Annotated in this window: 16 protein-coding genes and 3 pseudogenes; 9 read left to right on the forward strand and 10 right to left on the reverse strand. The window is 66.8% G+C overall.

Annotation, left to right across the window (positions count from 1 at the left end; all coding sequences use genetic code 11):
• Positions 1-791, forward strand: a 791-nt coding sequence (locus CW348_RS15415) for an ABC transporter ATP-binding protein (protein ID WP_287464159.1), incomplete at its 5' end; no start/stop codon positions are given.
• Between the two features lie 28 nt (positions 792-819).
• Here the strand turns inward: CW348_RS15415 and CW348_RS15420 are convergent.
• On the reverse strand, positions 820-1542 hold the full coding sequence (locus CW348_RS15420; protein ID WP_016188893.1) for a TetR/AcrR family transcriptional regulator: 723 nt from the start codon (positions 1540-1542) through the stop codon (positions 820-822).
• A gap of 188 nt (positions 1543-1730) precedes the next feature.
• On the opposite strand from CW348_RS15420, the gene CW348_RS15425 reads away from it, so the two are divergent.
• Positions 1731-3926: an MMPL family transporter gene (locus tag CW348_RS15425; RefSeq protein WP_104612812.1), complete on the forward strand. Its 2196-nt coding sequence runs from the start codon at positions 1731-1733 to the stop codon at positions 3924-3926.
• 334 nt (positions 3927-4260) lie between these two features.
• Here the strand turns inward: CW348_RS15425 and CW348_RS15430 are convergent, their stop codons facing one another.
• From CW348_RS15430 to CW348_RS15970, 3 genes are read right to left on the reverse strand one after another with little or no spacing between them, the layout of a single operon-like run.
• Positions 4261-4734: an HIT family protein gene (locus CW348_RS15430; protein ID WP_011292335.1), complete on the reverse strand. Its 474-nt coding sequence runs from the start codon at positions 4732-4734 to the stop codon at positions 4261-4263.
• A gap of 19 nt (positions 4735-4753) precedes the next feature.
• Positions 4754-5347 (reverse strand): ThiF family adenylyltransferase, encoded by a 594-nt coding sequence (locus CW348_RS15435; RefSeq protein ID WP_258076873.1) that lies wholly within the window; start codon positions 5345-5347, stop codon positions 4754-4756.
• The gene (locus CW348_RS15970) at positions 5299-5655 is read right to left on the reverse strand and encodes a ThiF family adenylyltransferase (protein ID WP_081638445.1); all 357 of its coding nucleotides are present in this window, start codon (positions 5653-5655) and stop codon (positions 5299-5301) included. Before CW348_RS15970 ends, CW348_RS15435 begins: the two co-directional genes overlap by 49 nt.
• A 371-nt stretch (positions 5656-6026) precedes the next feature.
• Between CW348_RS15970 and CW348_RS15445 the strand changes: the two are divergent.
• The 5 genes and pseudogenes from CW348_RS15445 to CW348_RS15465 form a co-directional block, all read left to right on the forward strand.
• Positions 6027-6224: pseudogene (locus tag CW348_RS15445) on the forward strand (hypothetical protein); the annotation flags it as partial.
• 6 nt (positions 6225-6230) lie between these two features.
• Positions 6231-6758: pseudogene (locus CW348_RS15450) on the forward strand (DUF6879 family protein).
• 11 nt (positions 6759-6769) lie between these two features.
• On the forward strand, positions 6770-7093 hold the full coding sequence (locus CW348_RS15455; protein ID WP_227481043.1) for a helix-turn-helix domain-containing protein: 324 nt from the start codon (positions 6770-6772) through the stop codon (positions 7091-7093).
• Positions 6999-7388, forward strand: a pseudogene (locus CW348_RS15460) (Scr1 family TA system antitoxin-like transcriptional regulator); the annotation flags it as partial. The gene CW348_RS15455 and the pseudogene CW348_RS15460, both read left to right, overlap by 95 nt.
• Positions 7389-7452: 64 nt before the next feature.
• Complete coding sequence (locus tag CW348_RS15465) at positions 7453-7632, forward strand: hypothetical protein (protein ID WP_227481050.1); 180 nt, start codon at positions 7453-7455, stop codon at positions 7630-7632.
• Between the two features lie 82 nt (positions 7633-7714).
• On the opposite strand, the gene CW348_RS15470 is transcribed toward CW348_RS15465, so the two are convergent.
• From CW348_RS15470 to CW348_RS15490, 5 genes are all read right to left on the reverse strand, one after another.
• Positions 7715-9808 (reverse strand): 3-hydroxyacyl-CoA dehydrogenase NAD-binding domain-containing protein, encoded by a 2094-nt coding sequence (locus CW348_RS15470; RefSeq protein WP_011292328.1) that lies wholly within the window; start codon positions 9806-9808, stop codon positions 7715-7717.
• Entirely contained in the window at positions 9805-11007 is a 1203-nt protein-coding gene (locus CW348_RS15475; protein WP_011292327.1) for an acetyl-CoA C-acyltransferase, read from the reverse strand. The genes CW348_RS15470 and CW348_RS15475 overlap by 4 nt, the downstream gene beginning before the upstream one ends.
• A 161-nt stretch (positions 11008-11168) precedes the next feature.
• Positions 11169-11918, reverse strand: a complete 750-nt coding sequence (locus tag CW348_RS15480; RefSeq protein WP_227480890.1) for a tetratricopeptide repeat-containing protein — start codon at positions 11916-11918, stop codon at positions 11169-11171.
• 270 nt (positions 11919-12188) lie between these two features.
• A complete protein-coding gene (locus CW348_RS15485; protein WP_016188886.1) occupies positions 12189-13460 on the reverse strand; it encodes an HRDC domain-containing protein in 1272 nt (423 codons plus the stop codon).
• Between the two features lie 94 nt (positions 13461-13554).
• A complete protein-coding gene (locus CW348_RS15490; protein WP_011292324.1) occupies positions 13555-14136 on the reverse strand; it encodes a DUF3000 domain-containing protein in 582 nt (193 codons plus the stop codon).
• A gap of 236 nt (positions 14137-14372) precedes the next feature.
• Here CW348_RS15490 and hemE point away from each other — a divergent pair, with 236 nt between their 5' ends.
• On the forward strand, positions 14373-15332 hold the full coding sequence (gene hemE, locus CW348_RS15495) for a uroporphyrinogen decarboxylase (protein ID WP_016188885.1): 960 nt from the start codon (positions 14373-14375) through the stop codon (positions 15330-15332).
• A gap of 54 nt (positions 15333-15386) precedes the next feature.
• Here the strand turns inward: hemE and CW348_RS15500 are convergent, their stop codons facing one another.
• Positions 15387-16364, reverse strand: coding sequence for a DUF4349 domain-containing protein (locus tag CW348_RS15500; RefSeq protein ID WP_061783718.1), 978 nt, complete (start codon positions 16362-16364; stop codon positions 15387-15389).
• A gap of 126 nt (positions 16365-16490) precedes the next feature.
• Between CW348_RS15500 and hemG the strand changes: the two genes are divergently transcribed.
• Complete coding sequence (gene hemG, locus CW348_RS15505; protein ID WP_104612810.1) at positions 16491-17924, forward strand: protoporphyrinogen oxidase; 1434 nt, start codon at positions 16491-16493, stop codon at positions 17922-17924.
• Positions 17925-17980 lie beyond the last annotated feature (56 nt).

The raw sequence follows: 17980 nt of genomic DNA on the forward strand, positions 1-17980 counted from the left end.
CCATGGAGAACCCTGCGGCAACCCCGCCGACGTCCGGCGACCTCCAGGACGCGCCGGCCACCGCCACCGCGGCGCCGCCGGCGGCGCGCGCCGTCAAGGCGACGAAGGTCTACGGCCAGGGCCCCACCGCGGTCGTGGCCCTCGACGAGATCGACCTCGACGTCGAGGCCGGGCGGTTCACCGCCATCATGGGCCCGTCGGGCTCGGGCAAGTCGACGCTCATGCAGTGCGCCGCGGGGCTCGACCGCCTCACCAGCGGCACCGCCATCATCGGGGACGTCGACATCGGCCGCCTCAGCGAGCGGCAGCTGACCCTCCTCCGCCGGGACCGGGTCGGCTTCGTGTTCCAGGAGTACGCCCTCTTCCCCCATCTGACGGTGGCGGAGAACATCGGGTACGGCCTGGCCCTCCGGGGGGTTCCCCGGGCCGATCGCCAGCGGCGGGCGGGGGGGGGCCTCGGGGGGGTGGGGGGGCAGCGGGCGGAAACTGGAGGGCGGGGGCCCGGCGGGCGTCCAGGAAGCCGGGAGAGGGCTCGCATCCGCGCGTGGTTCCGCGGCTCCCGTCCCCGGAAGCGGGGGTACGGGGCTGCTGTGCTGCGTCACCGAAGGCGGGATTGGAGTGTCGTCCTGAGAAGAAGCCTGAGGGGTCGGATCCGGGGCGGCAGCGCCGCCGCGAGGCGTCTCCACGGGGGGTCCTTCGTCGTCGGGGGTGGACAGCGGAGAAGCCCACACTATTCGGACATCCTGCTCAACGGCGAGCGAGCAGGGTGTTCCGGGCGGGCACTTCTGTGAGACGTTGCGGGGTGCCAGCCGGTTCCGGTCAGGAGTGCGGCGCCCGGTAGCGGACCCCGATCGACGTCAGCACATCGCAGAGCTCCGCTTCGAACAGCGGTTCCAGGTCGCCGACGGTGAACGGCATGCTGCGGAAGACTTCCATGCAGACCAGTCCGTAGAGCCGGACCCAGCATGCGGTGAGGACGCGCAGCGCCCCCTCGGTGGCGTTCGCCCCGGCAAACCCGGCGTCACGTGCGAAGAGGTGCAGTTGCGCGCGGAGCTCGGGGGAGAAAGACGCGGTGTCGGGGAGCGGTACCCGCCCCTCTTCGAGCAGCCGGTTGAAAAGGGAGAGGAAGATCGCGGCGAACCGCTGCTTTTCGTGTTGCAGCGCGGCGCAGTGCGGTTCGGTGGTCGTAAACGGTTCGTCGCGGGGCCCGAAAAGCAGGATGAACTCGGCCCGGTTGGCGAGTGCCCAGGAACGGAAGGCCCGCAGTGCGGCGAGCAGGCGGCCGTCGACGTCGTCGGCGGGGAGGCGTCCGCTGGCGTCGGTGATCTGCGCGCTGAGTTCGGCGAAGAACTCGGCACGGAGAGCGAGCAGCAGGTCGTCGAGGCTGGAGAAGTACCGGTAGAGGGCGGGAGCGGTCATGCCCATCTCCCGGGCGATCGCGCGCAGCGAGACCCCGCCGGGGCCGTGCGCGCTGAGCAGGTTGCGGGCGATTGTTTTGATCTCCGCCAGCGTGGCTGCGCGGATCCGCATCCGCCGAGACATGGGAACGGACGCGGCCCCGGTCTCGCACCTCGCGGGGAAGGTCGTGTCTTTAGGCACGGAAAGTCCTTCGCGGTGGGATTTGTGGCTGGTGGAAAGGTCCCTGTACAGTAAGCGCCGTACTTTATGGTTAACGGTGTTTGCTAACGTTACCGCCATTTATCACAAATGAACACCCGAGGGAGACATTCATGTTCTCTGCGCTCGGCCGGTTCGCCTACCGGTGTCGGGCTTGGGTGCTCCTAGGCACGGCGGCGTTCGTCGTGTTCGCGCTCGGCTGGGGCACCGGGCTGTTCGACGCAGTCAGCGACGGGGGCTTCGAAGACCCTGAGGCAGAGTCCACCCGAGCCGCCGAGGTGATCGAGGAGAGGCTCGGCCACGACGGGGTGGACGTGGTAGCCGTCTACCGCAGCGACGAGCTGACCTTCGACAACCCCACATTCGCCAAGGCGGTGCAGCGAGCCGTCAGCGAACTCCCTGACGAGTACGTGGTCTCGGCCACCACCTACCTGGACGACGGGCTCAGCGACCTCGAACGGGGCGTGCTCATCTCCGAAGACCGCCACGCGGTGTACGTGCCCATCACTCTCGCTGGGGACGACGCGGTGGAGCGGATGGAGTCCTTCCGGCAGATCGCCCGCGACCTGGACGCCGGACCGCTGGACACCTACGTGGGCGGTCCGATAGCGATCCAGAACGAACTGTCCGAGCAGGCCCGGACCGATGTGGTCCGCGCCGAGCTCATCTCCCTGCCGCTGGTGCTCGTCCTGCTCGTCGCTATTTTCGGCGGTGTGGTCGCCGCATTGATGCCGCTGGCCGTGGGCGGTCTGGCGATCCTCGGCGCCCTGGTTCTGCTGCGCGCCCTCACCTACGTCACCGAGGTGTCCGCGTTCGCCGTCAACGTCGCCAGCATCCTCGGCCTGGGCCTAGCCATCGACTACGGTCTGTTCCTCGTCAACCGGTTCCGCGAAGAGATGCGCCGCACCGGGCAGGTCACCAGCGCCCTGCCCGCCACCCTGGCCACGGCGGGGCGGACCGTCGCCTTCTCCGGGATTACCGTCCTCATCGCTTTTGCCGGGCTGCTGTTCTTCCCGCAACCCATCCTGGGATCGATCGGCTTGGGCGGGATCGCTGTCGTCCTGTTCGACCTCGTGGCCGCGCTCGTCGTCCTCCCCGCTCTGCTCGCCGTGGTCGGCCCGCGCATCGACGCGCTGCGGCTGCCCATCCGCGTGCGGCGCAGCTCCGGCACGGACGTCGACGACCGGGTAGGCGGCTGGTCGCGGCTGGCCCACAGCGTGATGCGCCGTCCCATCCTCTACCTGGTCACGGTCGCTGCCGTGCTCGTCACGTTCGCGTCGGCGCTGGCCTCTCTCAACGTCGGCTCCACCGACCAGCGCTACCTGCCCGACAACGCTGACAGCCGCCAGGCCACGCAGATGCTCCGCGAGGACTTCCCCGCAGGCGGGATCAGCCAGATCGACGTGGTCGTCACCGGAAGTGTCACCGACGACGACCTGGAAGCCTTCCGCGCGGAGCTCGCCGACCTGGACGGCGCGCACGGCGCCCAGATTCTCCGCACCGGCGACGAGACCGCCCACCTGGCCGTGACCTACGAGGGCGAGATCGACGACGACTCCACGTCCAGTCTGGTGCGGGACGTCCGCGCCGCGGAGCCTCCCACAGGCGCGGACGAGGTGCTGGTGGGCGGCCCAGCCGCGCAGCAGCTCGACAACACGGACGCAATCGTGCGGACCCTGCCCACCACCCTGGCGTTCGTCACCCTGACCACCCTCGTCCTGCTGTTCCTCGCCTTCGGCTCGGTAGTCCTGCCGGTCAAGGCGGTCATCATGGGCTTCCTGTCGCTGGGCGCATCCCTCGGTGCGGTCATCTGGGGTTTCCAGGAAGGGCACTTGGCCGACGTGCTGGCCTTCACCCCGGTCGGCACAATCGACCCCACCTACCTGGTGCTCATCATCATCGTCGCGTTCGGCCTCGCCATGGACTACGAGCTGTTCCTGCTCAGCCGGGTCCGCGAAGAGTACTTGGCGACCGGCGACAACACCCACTCGGTCGCGGTGGGGCTGCAGCGCACCGGGCGGATCATCACCAGTGCCGCACTGCTGCTCATCGTGGTGCTGCTCGCGATGGGGGTCTCCGGCCTGCTGCTCCTCAAGATCGTCGGTATCGGCCTGGCCGTGGCGGTGGTCGTGGACGCCACCCTGGTGCGCGCCCTGCTGGTGCCCGCCACGATGCGGCTGCTCGGCAAGGCCAACTGGTGGCTGCCTGGCCCGCTGCGCTGGCTGCACGACCGTATCGGGATTACCGAGAGCGACGAGGCCCCGCAGTCCACGCAGGACACGGCCGCGGCGGCGAAAGTCGGCTCCTAGCCGCGCAACCCGACCGATAAGGCGCCCTGGACGCCCGGGCGGCCCGCGAACCGGCGTCCAGGGCACGCGGCAGAGCAATCTCAAGAAACCTCTCTTTTCTTCCAGGAAGTCGGTGTTATTTTCATTCCAGGACGACGTAAGAGGGCCTCGAAAATCGTCCTATCGTTCTTTGCAGAGTGGAAGGGGAGGTTTTCGATGAACGGAGACGGAAGCAACTAGCAGCGAAAATAAAGACCGTGAGGGGGTGGATGGGAATAACTTCCACCCCTTCGTTGTCTATAAAATCCCCTTTAGAGACCAGATTCTCTCTGGTCTCTAAAGGGGATTATTCGATTTACTGGCGTGCGCTCCTGATGCGCTCGGCTAACGCAGCCAGTTCTGTGTCATCAGCACGGGCGTGGTCGTGAGAGGACAGGTAGCCCTCGTACCGGTGGAAATAAATGTCTACTGAGGAGTGCACGGCTCTCCAGGAGGCGCCTTCGTTTCCTGCTGTGCCGTGCATGGGGAAGAGTTTCGCGTGGGCATGGTCGACGCCATAGCCCTCGTACATGATTCCGGTGCGTGCCACATCCTCGAACGCATTGTCGAGGCATCGAGCCGCCTCACGAGCGGCAAGGTGAAGGGCGAGATAGGCATCGGTGTCCATCTGGACCACGTAGCTAGGTTGATGGATTTTGGGGATGACCACCGAAAACCCTTCGGTATTGGGGTAGATCGACAGAAATGCCAAATGGTGGTCATCCTCCCAGAACGGATGACAGGGTGCCTGTCCGGCAGCGATCGCACAGAAGATACAGGAAGAAGACAAAGGAAATGAACCCCCGAGGTTAGACAGAGCTCTTGGACGAAGCCCGTATCGATCCGGATGCCGGGCATTCAGGGTTGCGCGGACTGGACTGTTCGTCTAGCCGTAGTTCGTGGGTCCACAATCCCACTTTCCGATTCAATGACTGCACAGAACCGAAGCCGCCCAGGTACTTCAAGACGTCAAGGCTGGCGAGCGCAGCAGCAGGCATATTGGTCGAGCCATGAGAGGGAGACTGATAGCGACTGTTGATGCGGGATACCAGGATATCGAGCTCTGTATTCCCTGAGGAGTCCCGAGCAGTGAGTCGTTGACAAGCCCAGCACCCGGTCACACCAGGGATGACTAAGGGGCCCCATACCGCAATGTCATTGACATAACACACGTTAAGCCAGACCTGTCCGGTGGTGACGCAGTGAGCGTTGACGAGTTCGGTGATCCCTGGAGAGTCGGCTGAAAGCACGATCAGGTCGGCTTTGGTAAGGGTATCAAGATCCGCGCGGTTGATGATACGCCGTTGCATGAGGGAAATCTCGACGGCGGAGTTACGGGAGCGCAATTCCCGTGCTAAAACCTCGCATTTGGGTCTACCGACTCGGCCCCGATGAACAGGTATTGTCTCGTCAAATTGCTTTTCTCGATGAGATCGCTGTCGACAAGGGTCACCTGGCCGACTCCAGCAGTGGCCAGATTGACGGACATCAGATTCCCGATACCACCGCATCCCAGGAAGACAACGTGACTTCTTGCCAGGCGTTCTTGAACTTCTTGCGGGTCGGCTCCTGAGAGCCAGTGGAATAAAGAATGTCGACTATACCTGTCTACCGGGTGATAGGAGTCGGCGAGAATGAGGTAAGGGCCGTTGTAGAGGATCGATACGAGCTCCTGGGAAAGTTGAGAAGAAAATCCGCATTCTCCTTCCAGAGGTTCTTGCCTCCGCTAAGGTTCGGGGAATCGAGTAGTAGCCGACGAGGCGGATCAGCGGCTCCCAGACGGATGTGGTGCTGAAGACTCGTTGAATGGATCCGGATCCGAGAAAGAGTCGACCGTCCTGGACACCGACTCGAACGTAGGGGGTAAGCACGTGCTTCTCAGATTCCTCAACTGCACACCGGTCCACAGTGGACGCCTTTCTGAAACGTTCGGTGGATTCTATGTTTCCCACCATGAACGGTAGAGGCCTCGGAGAAGAACGGGGGAGAGATTGCTCGAGATTGCTCGCGCAGGGGAGGGAAATCTCTAGCAATCCTTCTTCACAATAGACAAACGGGGACTATCCTTGCGAAGGAGAGGACATGAAACTTCGCAAGCTTGGTACGACGTCAGTGAGTGGGAAGTTCCCGACCCTGTACGAAACCGACACGGGAGACATCGTTGTGCAGGGTTATTGGCTTGTTGACGCTGAGGCACTGGCTCAGTTGGAAAATGTGTTGCCTAACGAGGCGGCTGTCGTCGTCCCTCGAGAGCTGATGGTCCGCTTTGCCCCCAAGGATAACGGCGTGCGGGAATATGTGAGCGATGATGAATTCACTGATCTTTTCCGGGCCTATCGGTACACCGCGTGGCGTCTGGAAACCCGAAGCTGGTACGGAAACGTGGGGGAGGACAAGCCGTTTCAAGAATGGCTGGCCGGAAAAGACCCCGGAATCGAGTGGCTCAAACCGTGGTTGACCATGGTGTGGGAAGAGCTCGCCAAAGGGAAGCGGATGGAGAGGGTGCGGATTGTTGACGATCCGCCCTCAGACTACCTGCGTTGGGAGTTGCGGGCGACACCTTGAAATCTCGCAGCAGGCGAGGATATCCGCTACCTACCCCGGGAACATCCGGTGGTCGCGGAACTCCCCGACGAGGATTTCTGGATCTTTGACAGTCGCATAGGCGCGCGGTTTGAGTTCGACGGCGATGACGTCGCTGGCATCTGGCTCGACGATACTCCAGAAACTGTCGTCGCTGCGGTGACCACGCGAGACGCGGCGTGGCATCATGCGCTGACCTATACCGACTACTTGGCGACCAGAGTGCAATGACCGACTATCAGATGGCCTGTACCTCTCTTGGGGCGCGCTTGCGGGAGATCCGGGTAGCGGCCGGGCTGTCTGGCCGGGCACTGGCTCAGGCGTTGGGCTGGCATCCGTCGAAAGTGTCCAAGCTGGAATTGGGCAGGCAGACCGCTTCGGTGGAGGACCTGAAGGCATGGGCGGGAGCCTGTGGCGCTCCAGGTTCCATTGCCGAACTGCTCGCTATGCGCAGGACACTGGAAACCCACTATGCGAACTGGCGTCGTCAACTCGCTGGGAACCCGAGCCAAACAAGCGGTTTTCGGCGATCTGGAGAGGCGTACACGCCAGCTCCGGGCTGTTGAGACCTCGGTGGTTCCGGGACTGTTGCAGACCCCGACTATGCCCGGTGGGTCCTGCACAGTGTGGTGGCCCCTGCATGGTGCGCCTGACGATGTCGAGGCCGGCGTTCGAGCCCGGATGGAGCGTGCCCGTATTCTCGACGATCCGGAAAAGACATTGGACATCGTTCTTGGGGAGCCAGTCCTGTATGCGCGGATCTGTCCAAGCAGGGTCATGGTCGGTCGGTTGGACCGTATCGTGGAGCTCATCGCACGCAAAGGCACGGTGATCGGAATTGTGCCGCTGCACGTCCGACTCCCCGCGATTCCCGAACACGGTTTCTGGATTTTCGACGATGACCGGGTGAACGTAGAAACCATTGGTGCGGAGCTCTCTCACCGATCACAACGCCATCGAGCCCTACCGTCGCGTGTTCGCGGAACTGTCCCGGGCAGCGCTGCGCAGGCAAGCAGCGCTCCGTCTGGTGGCCCGAGCTCGGTACCAGCTTGTCCCGGATCGGACGGGGATGGAAGACGGGAACGCCCCCACCAGCCGGACATGATCAGACCGGGGCCGGGACATGGCACGGCCCCGCTGCCCGGCAAGGGAGCAGCGGGGCCGCAGCGCGGGAGCCGTGGTGCGGGCTACAGCGCCTTCAAACCGTCGGGGTGGAAACGGACCCCGTTGACCTTCTCCGAGATTCCCGTGCGGTCCAGGTACGGGGTGATACCGCCCAGGTGGAACGGCCAGCCCGCACCGGTGATCATGCACAGGTCGATGTCGGCGGGCTCGGCGACCACGCCCTCATCGAGCATGATCTTGATCTCCCGGGCCAGCGCCTCCAGGGCACGGTTGAGGATCTCCTCCTCACTCTTGGGGGAGTCGCCGCCGGTGAAGAACGCCCGCACTTCAGGGTCGATGGTGAAGTCGGGGGCGTAGATCGTGGTCTTGCCCGCCTCCACCATTGCCTTGAGCTGCTCTGAGACGCGGAACCGGTCGGGGAACGCGGCGTGCAGGGTTTCGGCCACGTGCAGGGCCACGGCCGGGCCGACCAGTTGCAGCAGCATCAGCGGCGACATGGGCAGGCCGAGCGGCGCGACCGCGCGGTCGGCGACCTCCGGTTCGGTGCCTTCCTCCACCGAGGACAGCACTTCACCCATGAACAGGGTGAGCAGCCGGTTGACGACGAACGCGGGCGCGTCCTTGACCAGCACCGCGGTCTTCTTCAACTGCTTGGCGACAGCAAAAGCAGTCGCCAGTGTGGCGTCGTCGGTGCGTTCGCCGCGGATGATCTCCAACAGCGGCAGCACCGCCACCGGGTTGAAGAAGTGGAAGCCGACCACGCGCTCAGGGTGCTTCAGGTCCGCGGCCATCTCGCTGATCGACAGCGAGGAGGTGTTGGTGGCGAGCACCGCCTCGGGGGAGATGTGCTCTTCCGCCTTGGCGAACACCGTCTTCTTGACCGACATCTCCTCGAAGACGGCTTCGATGACGAAGTCGGCGTCGGCGAACGCCTCGTACGACAGCGACCCAGTGACCAGGGCTTTAATCCGGTTGGCCTTGTCGGAGTTGACCCGGCCCTTGGCGAGCAGCTTGTCGACCTCGTCGTGCACGTAGCGCACGCCGCGGTCCACGCGCTCCTGGTCCAGGTCGGTCATGACGACGGGGACTTCCAGCCGGCGGGCGAACAGCAGCGCCAGCTGGCTTGCCATGAGTCCCGCGCCGATGATGCCGACCTTGGTAACGGGGCGGGCCAGCGACTTGTCGGGGGCGCCCTTGGGGCGGCGGGCCCGCTTCTGCACCAGGTCGAAGGCGTACAGTCCGGCGCGGAGCTGGTCGCTGAGGATCAGGTCGGCGAGCGCTTCGTCTTCGGCGGCGAAGCCTTCATCCCGGGTGCGGTTCTTCGCTTCGGCAACCAGGTCGATCGCCCGCACCGCGGCGGGGGAGGCCCCGTGCAGCTTGGCGTCCACGGTCCACCGCGCGGTCGCCACGGCCTGGTCCCATGCCTCGCCCTTGTCGACTTCGGGGCGCTCGACGGTGATCTCCCCGGTGACCACTTTGGCGGCCCAGCGCAGCGACTCTTCGAGGAAGTCGGCGGGTTCGAAGATCGCGTCGGCGATGCCCATCTCGTAGACCTGCGGGCCCTTGATCGTCTTGTTCTGGGCCAGCGGGTTGTCGATGATGAGCTTCAGCGCCTTTTCCGCGCCGATGAGGTTGGGCAGCAGGTAGGTGCCGCCCCAGCCGGGCACGAGGCCCAGGAACACCTCGGGCAGCGCGAACGCAGGCACCCCGGAGGAGACGGTGCGGTAGGTGCAGTGCAGCGCCACTTCCACACCGCCGCCCATGGCCGCGCCGTTGATGAACGCGAAGGTCGGCACGTGGAGTTCGCCGAGCTTGCGGAACACGTCGTGGCCGAGCTTGCCGATGGCGTGCGCCTGCTCCCGGTTCTGGATCTTGGGCACCCCGTTGAGGTCGGCGCCTACAGCGAAGATGAACGGTTTGCCGGTGATCGCTACGGCGACGATGTCGGTGCGTGCGGCAGCGGCGTCGATCGCTTCGTTGAGGCTCAGCAGGCCGGCAGGGCCGAAGGTGTTGGGTTTGGTGTGGTCGTGGCCGTTGTCGAGGGTGATGAGAACGGCCTTGCCCGCCCCGTAGGGCAGTTCGACGTCGCGGGAGAGTGCCCGGGTGACGACTTCGTCGGCAAACTGTTCCCGCGCGGCCTCGATCGCGCTGATCACTTGGCGTTCCCCTCCCAGTTGGTGTTCTCCCACAGGACCGTTCCGCCCATGCCCATGCCCACGCACATGGTGGTCAGGCCGTAGCGGACATCGGGGCGTTCCGCGAAGAGGCGGGACAGCTGCATCATCAGCCGCACGCCCGAGGAGGCCAGCGGGTGGCCCATCGCGATGGCGCCGCCCCACGGGTTGACCCGCGGGTCGTCGTCGGGGATGCCGAAGTGCTCCAGGAAGGCCAGCACTTGGACGGCGAAGGCCTCGTTGATCTCGATGAGGCCGATGTCGTCCATGGTCAGGCCGTTGCGGGCGAGCAGCTTCTCGGTGGCCGGGATGGGGCCGACACCCATGACCTCGGGGTCCACTCCGGCGAACGCGAAGTCGACCAGGCGCATCTTGACGGTCAGGCCGAGTTCCGCGGCGACGTCTTCGGCGGCGAGGATCGCCCCGGTGGCACCGTCGTTGAGGCCCGCGGCGTTGCCCGCGGTCACGCGGCCGTGCGGGCGGAACGGGGTCTTCAGGGTGGCCAGCGCCTCCATGGTGGTGCCGGGTCGCGGCGGTTCGTCGACGGTGGCCAGGCCGTAGCCGTTCTCGCTGCTGCGGACCGCTACTTCGACCAGGTCAGGCTGGATCTTGCCTTCGGCGTAGGCTTTGGCGGTCTTCTCCTGGCTGCGCACCGCGTAGGCGTCGGCGCGCTCCTTGGTGATGGTGGGGTAGCGGTCGTGCAGGTTCTCGGCGGTGTTGCCCATGATCAGGGCGGAGGGGTCCACCAGTTTCTCGGAGAGGTAGCGCGGGTTGGGGTCCACGCCTTCGCCCATGGGGTGACGGCCCATGTGTTCGACACCGCCGGCGATGACGACGTCGTAGGCGCCGAAAGCGATGCCGGCCGCGGTGGTGGTCACCGCGGTCATGGCGCCCGCGCACATGCGGTCGATGGCGTAGCCGGGCACGCTGCGGGGCAGTCCGGCGAGGATGGCGGCGCTGCGGCCGATGGTCATTCCCTGGTCGCCGATCTGGGTGGTGGCGGCGATAGCGACTTCGTCGATGCGTTCCGGGGGCAGTGCGGGGTTGCGGCGCAGCAGTTCGCGGATGACCCGGACGACGAGGTCGTCCGCGCGGGTCTCGGTGTAAAGGCCTTTATTGGCCTTACCAAACGGAGTGCGCACCCCGTCGACGAATACGACGTCGCGGGCAGTTCGCGGCACGATTGCCCCTCCTTTATCAGGCGGATGGCGGGTTGTCGCCCCTATGCTACTCATCAGTAACTAATGCTGCGAGTATAGGAGAAAGCCGCCTTCCGGGGAATACTCCGCAGTAACCCGCGGCGTTGCCCACCGCAGCCGCAGACCGGGACACCGCAGCGGAGTCAGCGCAGTGCCGCTACCGCCTGAGGACGTCCCGCGGCACGGTACGCCGCTGCCAGCTCACGGCGCACCCGCAGCGCCAGCCGGCGCACCTCCGGATCTCCCACTGCAGCGAGGCAGTGGCGGTAGACCTCGCGCAGGACCCGCACCGCCTCCTCGGGACGGCCGGACCGTGCATACGACAACCCCAACTGGTAGTGGACGGCCAGCGTGCGCGGATGCCGCACACCGAGGCGGAGGCGGCGCTGGGCCACCACCAGCCGGAGCTGTGCCCGGCACTCGTCGTCCTGACCCATCCGCCGCAACGTCCGGGCCAAGCCCAACCGCCACGCCTCCACATCCTCCGCGGAGAACGCCGCCGAATGCTGCAGGACGTCACGGTAGTGGTCGGCTGCCTCGCGTAGCCGTCCGGCACGCCGGCACGCCACCGCGAGCCGGGCCCGGGCCAGCAGCGTGTCCGGGTGATGCCGACCCAGCCGCGCAGCCCGCTGCGCTACGAGCTGTTGCCAATGGTGCGCGGCGTCGCCGAAACGGTCGGCATCCTCGTGGCACACGGCGAGGTTCTCCCGGACGACCTCGGCCAGCACGTGGTGCTCGCCAAGCGTCCGGACCGCGTCGCTTAACGCCCGTTCGAACTCGGTGACGGCGATATCGCGCCGCCCAGTAGCGGCATACCGGCCGGCAAGGTTGTTGCGCGCAGCAATGGTGTCCGGATGCTCCTCGCCGTGCCGCTGAGCACATTCGGTCAGCACGCGCTCCAAAGCCGCGGTCTGTTCCGCTGCGTCAATGTCCTCCCCTCCGGCGGGAAGGCTAGGAGGAGCGGTAGGGGAACCGCACGACACTGCCCGCCGAACGGCTGAGAACCACGAGAAAACCAGGGACGCCAGTCTGCTGAGAACCGTGCGAATATTTCTCTTCAGCTCCAGAACAGACACGGTTCAATAACATCATGTGTCTGGGGTGCACGGTACCCGAAACAGTCCGCCACCGGCTATGGGGTTGGTCACCTCAAGTGCTGCGCCTCAACGGTCCGCGGCACGCAGCGCCTCGGCCAGCGCAGCCGCAGTCAACTCGATCTGCCAGTCACGGGCCTGGTGCGTGCGCAGGTGCTCGGCCACCGAGTCGACACTGACCTGGCTCGGCGGCGACCAGGCGAGACGGCGGACCGCATCCGGCTGCAGCAGGTTCTCCGTCGGCATGCCCACCCGCTCCGCGATCTCCGCGACCACGGAACGCGCCGCCTCGAGCCGCCGCGCCGCGGCTGGATCCCGGTCGGCCCACCGGTTCGTGGGCGGGGGCCCGTAGCCTGGCGGACTCGGCTGGGGCAGCTCCGCCGGTTTCATGTCCCGCACCCGGTTGATGGCTTTGAGCCACACCGGGACATAGCGGCGGGCCAGGCGGACCGTGAACGTTTTGATCGCGGTCAACTCCTGCGGGGTCCTGGGCATGGCCAGGGCGGCCTCCACGATCGCCGAGTCTTGCAGCACCCGGCCCGGAGACAGGTCGCGCTCCCGGGCAATCCGGTCGCGTTCCAGCCACAGTTCCCGAACCACACCCAAGCCGCGCTGGCTGCGGACCCGGTGGATCCCCGAAGTGCGCCGCCACGGATCAGGACGCGGCTCTTTCGGCGGAGCGGCCAGTACCGCCGCGAACTCCTGGCGTGCCCACTCCAGCTTGCCCGTCTCAGCCAGTTCAGCTTCCAACGCGTCCCGCAGCTCGATGAGGACCTCGACATCCAGCGCGGCATAGCGCAGCCAGTCCTCCGGCAGCGGCCGGGTCGACCAGTCCACCGCAGCATGCTCTTTAGCGAGCCGGACGCCCAGGACCCGCTCCACCATGGCACCCAAGCCGACCCGCTGGTAGCCGAGCAGCCGCCCGGCCAACTCGGTGTCGAACAAGCGCCGCGGGCGCAGGTGCACTTCGGTGAGACAGGGCAGGTCCTGGTGGGCCGCGTGCAGCACCATCTCGGCGTCGCCGACCGCGTCCCGCAACACCGACAGATCAGGACAGGCCACCGGGTCGATCAGCGCCGTGCCGGCCCCGGCCCGGCGTAGTTGGACCAGGTAGGCGCGCTGTCCGTAGCGGTATCCCGAGGCGCGTTCGGCGTCCACCGCGACCGGCCCGCTGCCCGCGGCGAACTTGGCGGCCACGCGTGCCAGTTCCTCATCGTCGGCGACGACCGGGGGAATCCCGTCTCTGGGCTCGCTCAGCAGGGGAGCTTCAGGCGTCTGTTCTGAGGCAGTGGACTCAGGATCGGGGCTTTCTTCGGTCTTGGAGTTCAGCACGTTCGCCACACCCCTACGGTATGTGCTCCCCGCTGCCGCCTGGGGGCCGCCCCAACCGACAAGCCCCGGCCGAGGCGGGGCCGTACAAGCCCCACCCTAACCGTCAAGCATCAGAACGCGCCCTGCGAGAGATATCCGTCACATCCACCGGGGGGAGTCCGGCGGCAACGGACAGCAGATCCAGCCAGGCGGCCCGGTGCGCGGACAGGTCTTCGGCCTCCGTCGGCGTCCACGAAGCCCGGACCTCCACCTCCGTCGTCGTGGGCTCCCCCGCTTTGAGGCCGAAGCCCTCCGTGGTGGCGCGGGTGACCGTCCCGCTCAGTGCGCGATGGTCCGCGCCCTGCGCCTCCAGGGCCTCGGTCAGCCAACTCCAGGCCACCTGGCCGAGCAGCGGGTCCCCTGACAAGTCCGGTTCCAGTTCGGCGCTCACATAGGCCACCATCCGGAACGGCCCCGGCCAGCCTCGGGACTCCTCCGGGTCGTACAGCACGATCAACCGTCCGAACGCCGCGTCCCCCTCGTCGGTGTGCACCGTCGCCGCCATTGCGACCGTATACGGGGCAAGGCGCCGCGGCGCAGGAATGTCCTCCACCACGATCTCAGGCCGCACCGTTCGGGTGTGCAGACTCTGCACTGCCCGCAGGAACGCGGGCGGAGCCTCATCAGACCTACTGTGAGGGGGCATGTGGAAGTTCAGCCTTAATCTTTTCGGGTCACCGGAAAGAGCACACTGACGACAGTGTCACGACTCCTGGCAGCTCCTGGAAGTTTTTGCCGGCGTGTCGGAGTTTCGTGATGATCTTGGGACATGCCGCGCGGTCACTCAGAGAGCATGGCACGATCAGAAGTGTGACGCTACAAGACTCTGCTTTTCTCCGGGCCTGCCGCAGGCAGCCCGTCCCGCACACCCCGGTATGGTTCATGCGCCAGGCCGGACGCTCCCTGCCGGAGTACCGGAAGCTCCGCGAAGGCGTGCCCATGCTGGAAGCCTGCGCCCGGCCGGACATGATCGTCGAGATCACCTTGCAGCCGGTGCGCCGGTACAACGTCGACGCCGCGATCTTCTTCAGCGACATCATGGTCCCGCTCAAGGCCATCGGCGTCGACCTCGACATCAAACCCGGCGTCGGCCCGGTCGTCGCCGAGCCGATCCGCGACCTTGCCGCCACTCGGCGGCTGCGTGGCCTCGAACCCGACGACGTGCCGTACGTAACCGAGGCGATCCGCGAACTGGTGCGGGAACTCGGCAGCCGTCCACTCATCGGGTTTGCCGGAGGGCCGTTCACGCTCGCCTCCTACCTGATTGAAGGCGGGCCCTCCCGGCACCACGAGCACACCAAGGCCTTGATGTACGGCGCGCCCGAGGTATGGACTGAACTGATGCGGCGGCTGTCCGCCATCACCTTGGAATTCCTGCGGGTGCAGATCGCCGCGGGGGCCAGCGCCGTGCAGCTGTTCGACTCCTGGGTGGGAGCGCTCAGCGCGGAGGACTACCGGGCCAACGTCCTGCCCTACTCCTCGTGGATCTTCGCCCAGCTCGCCGAGTTCGACGTGCCCCGCATCCACTTCGGGGTCGGCACCGGCGAGCTGCTGGGATTGCTCAGCGAGGCCGGTGCCGACGTGGTGGGCGTGGACTGGCGGGTGCCGCTCGACCAGGCAGCGCGACGGGTCCGTCCCCACACCGCACTCCAGGGGAACCTCGACCCGGCGGTGCTGTTCGCCCCGTGGAGCGTGGTCGCGGAACGCACCGACGACGTCTTGGCCCGCGCCAAGGCCGCCGAAGGCCACGTGTTCAACCTCGGCCACGGAGTGCTTCCCACCACCGACCCGGCAGTCCTAGAGCGGCTGGTGGAGTACGTCCACACGCAGACCGCGAACTGAGACCACGAAGAAGCCCAGTGCGTGCCCGTCCGAAACGGCCGGACGGGCACGGGGCTAGTCCCGGTCTTGGCCAGGGGCGGCTGGATCCTGTTCCTGGGCTGCGGAAGGCTCATGGGTAACCGGTGTGTCCGTGCCCGTACCTGCTGCGGTGTCTTCCTTGCGTCGGGAGCGCCGACGGCGCAGCCACACCACGGGCACGGCGGCCGCCGCAGCCACCACGGTGAACGGCAGCAGCCAGCCGATGACCACGACGACCACGTCCACCACGGTCAGCAGAGCGCGCCAGCCCGCAGCAAGACCCCCGACGAAGCCGGGGGAGTCGCCGTCGTCCACGGGGACCGCTGAAGAGGGCAGCCTCAACTCCACGTCCACCGTGGCATACGAGGTCTGATCGGCCAGGACCCGCTGCCGCGCCTGCATGGCCTCCAACTCGGCTTGGCGGGAGCTGATCTGCTCCTCGATCTCCAGAATGTCGCTGATCGTGTCCGCCTCGTCCAGCAGCTCCTGCAACCGCGCCACGGACTTTTCCGCGGAAGCCACCCGACTGTCGACGTCAGCGACCTCTTCGGTGACGTCCGTGACGCTCCGCTCCAGACTCTGCCGGGTCCCCAGCGCGGCGAACGCGTTGAGCGCCTCCTCATAGGAGTCGACCGGCACCCGCAGGCTCAGCCGTACTTGCGGGTTGCGTCCGGACGCCGCATTCGCCGTCTCGGAGGCGACGTACCCGCCGGCCTGCCGGACCCACTCTTTGACTTCCGCGGCAGCCTCGTCGACATCCTCGACGAGGAGGCTCATGGACGCGGAGTGGACCACCATCCGCTGGTCGGGGAGCACGAGCAGGCCGTCCGTGTCCGCCGGAAGCGCTTCCGGAGCGGCGTCGGCGGGCTCTGCGACAGCGGGGACTTCACCGGCCGAGTCCCCGGCCAGGTTGGAGGAGGCACACCCTGCCAGGAGCAGGGCGGCAAACAGCGTGACGATCGATGCGGCACCCCTGCGGCGCTGCCGCGGCCGGGGGGACACGTTGGTGCTCATGGCTGGTGTGACGACCCCCACAGCCCCGGAGGTTCCTGGTCATCTGGTCACATAACGGTCACGGGGTAGCCGCTTGGAAACGGGGGGTGGTGCAAGGCTTCTAAAAGTATCTGGGAAGCTGGCGGCATGGACACCACACCACACACCGTGGTGGTCGGTGGCGGCGTGTCCGGTCTGGCCGTCGCACACCGGCTCGCCCGCAGCGGACACCGCGTCACCGTGCTGGAAGCCGCGGCACGGCCCGGCGGCAAACTCGCGGTGGAGAAAGTCGCAGGGGTCTCCGCCGACGTCGGCGCGGAAGCAGTCCTGGCCCGCCGTCCCGAGGCGCTCTCCCTCATTGACGAACTCGGTCTCACCGAGCGGGTCACCCACCCAGGAACCGTGACCTCGCAGATCTACAGTCGCGGCAAGCTCCGGGACTTCCCGGAAGGCCATGTCATGGGAGTGCCCAGCGACTTCGCGGCCCTAGCCCGCAGCGGGGTGCTCTCCCCGCTCGGCGTGCTGCGCGCCGCCCGCGACCTCGTCTGGCCCGCCACCCCCGTCAAGGCGGACGTCCCGGTCGCCACCTACATCGGGATCCGGATGGGCCGCGAAACCGTCGACCGTCTCGTGGAACCGCTCTTGGGCGGTGTCTACGCGGGCCGCGCCGACCAACTGTCCCTGGACGCCACCCTGCCGCAGCTCGCCTCGGCCGCCCGCACCCAGCGGTCCCTGGCAGCGATCGCACGCGACGCACACTCCCGGACCGCCCGCCCGACCGCAGAGCCACCGCCTCCGCTCTTCGCCACCTTGCGCGGCGGCCTGGCCACCCTGATCGACGCCCTTGCCGCACAGCCAGGCGTCACCGTCCGGACCGCCACCCCGGCCCGGGACCTGCGCCGCACCGAGCAGGGGTGGCAACTGGCCGTGGGCGACCCGCCTGCCGAAACGGTCGATGCCGACGCGGTCGTGCTGGCCTGCCCCGCGCCGGAGGCGGCACGCCTGCTGCGCACGATCGCCCCGAGCGCCGCAGTGGAACTGGGCGGTGTCCGCTACGCGAGCATGGCCGTGGTCACCCTCGCCTACCCGCTCTCCGCGTTCCCCGCCCCGCCTACCGCCAGCGGATTCCTGGTGCCCAGCGTGGAAGGCCGCACCATCAAAGCGGTGACCTTCAGCAGTGTGAAGTGGCCGTGGCTCGCCGCGGAGCTGCGCGACGCCAACCCGGGGGAAGAGATTGTGCTGCTGCGCTGCTCGCTCGGCCGGTTCGGCGACGACGCAGTCGTGGACTACGACGACGACACGCTGGTGGCCCGGGCCACCAGCGACCTTGCAGACCTGTGCGGGGTGTCCGGACCGCCAGTGGACAGCCACGTCACCCGCTGGAACGCCGGACTCCCCCAGTACACGGTGGGCCACCGCGATCGGGTCGCCCGGATCCGGTCGGCCCTGGACGGTATCGACGGGCTCGCCGTGTGCGGCGCCGTCTACAACGGCGTGGGTATCCCCGCGTGCCTCAGCAGTGCTGAAGAGGCCGCGCGCCGTATCACTCACACAACCGGAGGACAAAGGAGTCACAGGTGAGTACGGAAACCACCACTCCCGACGTTGAGGAACTCAACAAGCTGATCCGCTACACC

It is taken from the genome of Thermobifida sp., from assembly GCF_017577275.1.
In the GTDB taxonomy this organism is placed as follows: Bacteria; Actinomycetota; Actinomycetes; order Streptosporangiales; family Streptosporangiaceae; genus Thermobifida; species Thermobifida fusca.

What these genes read in the sequence shown, in the direction of transcription:
- hemG (WP_104612810.1), top strand. Translation starts at nt 16,491, where the DNA reads ATGGACACCACACCACACACCGTGGTGGTCGGTGGCGGCGTGTCCGGT.
- CW348_RS15420 (WP_016188893.1), bottom strand. Translation starts at nt 1,542, where the DNA reads ATGTCTCGGCGGATGCGGATCCGCGCAGCCACGCTGGCGGAGATCAAA.
- CW348_RS15455 (WP_227481043.1), top strand. Translation starts at nt 6,770, where the DNA reads ATGGCCTGTACCTCTCTTGGGGCGCGCTTGCGGGAGATCCGGGTAGCG.
- hemE (WP_016188885.1), top strand. Translation starts at nt 14,373, where the DNA reads ATGCGCCAGGCCGGACGCTCCCTGCCGGAGTACCGGAAGCTCCGCGAA.
- CW348_RS15425 (WP_104612812.1), top strand. Translation starts at nt 1,731, where the DNA reads ATGTTCTCTGCGCTCGGCCGGTTCGCCTACCGGTGTCGGGCTTGGGTG.
- CW348_RS15500 (WP_061783718.1), bottom strand. Translation starts at nt 16,364, where the DNA reads ATGAGCACCAACGTGTCCCCCCGGCCGCGGCAGCGCCGCAGGGGTGCC.
- CW348_RS15490 (WP_011292324.1), bottom strand. Translation starts at nt 14,136, where the DNA reads ATGCCCCCTCACAGTAGGTCTGATGAGGCTCCGCCCGCGTTCCTGCGG.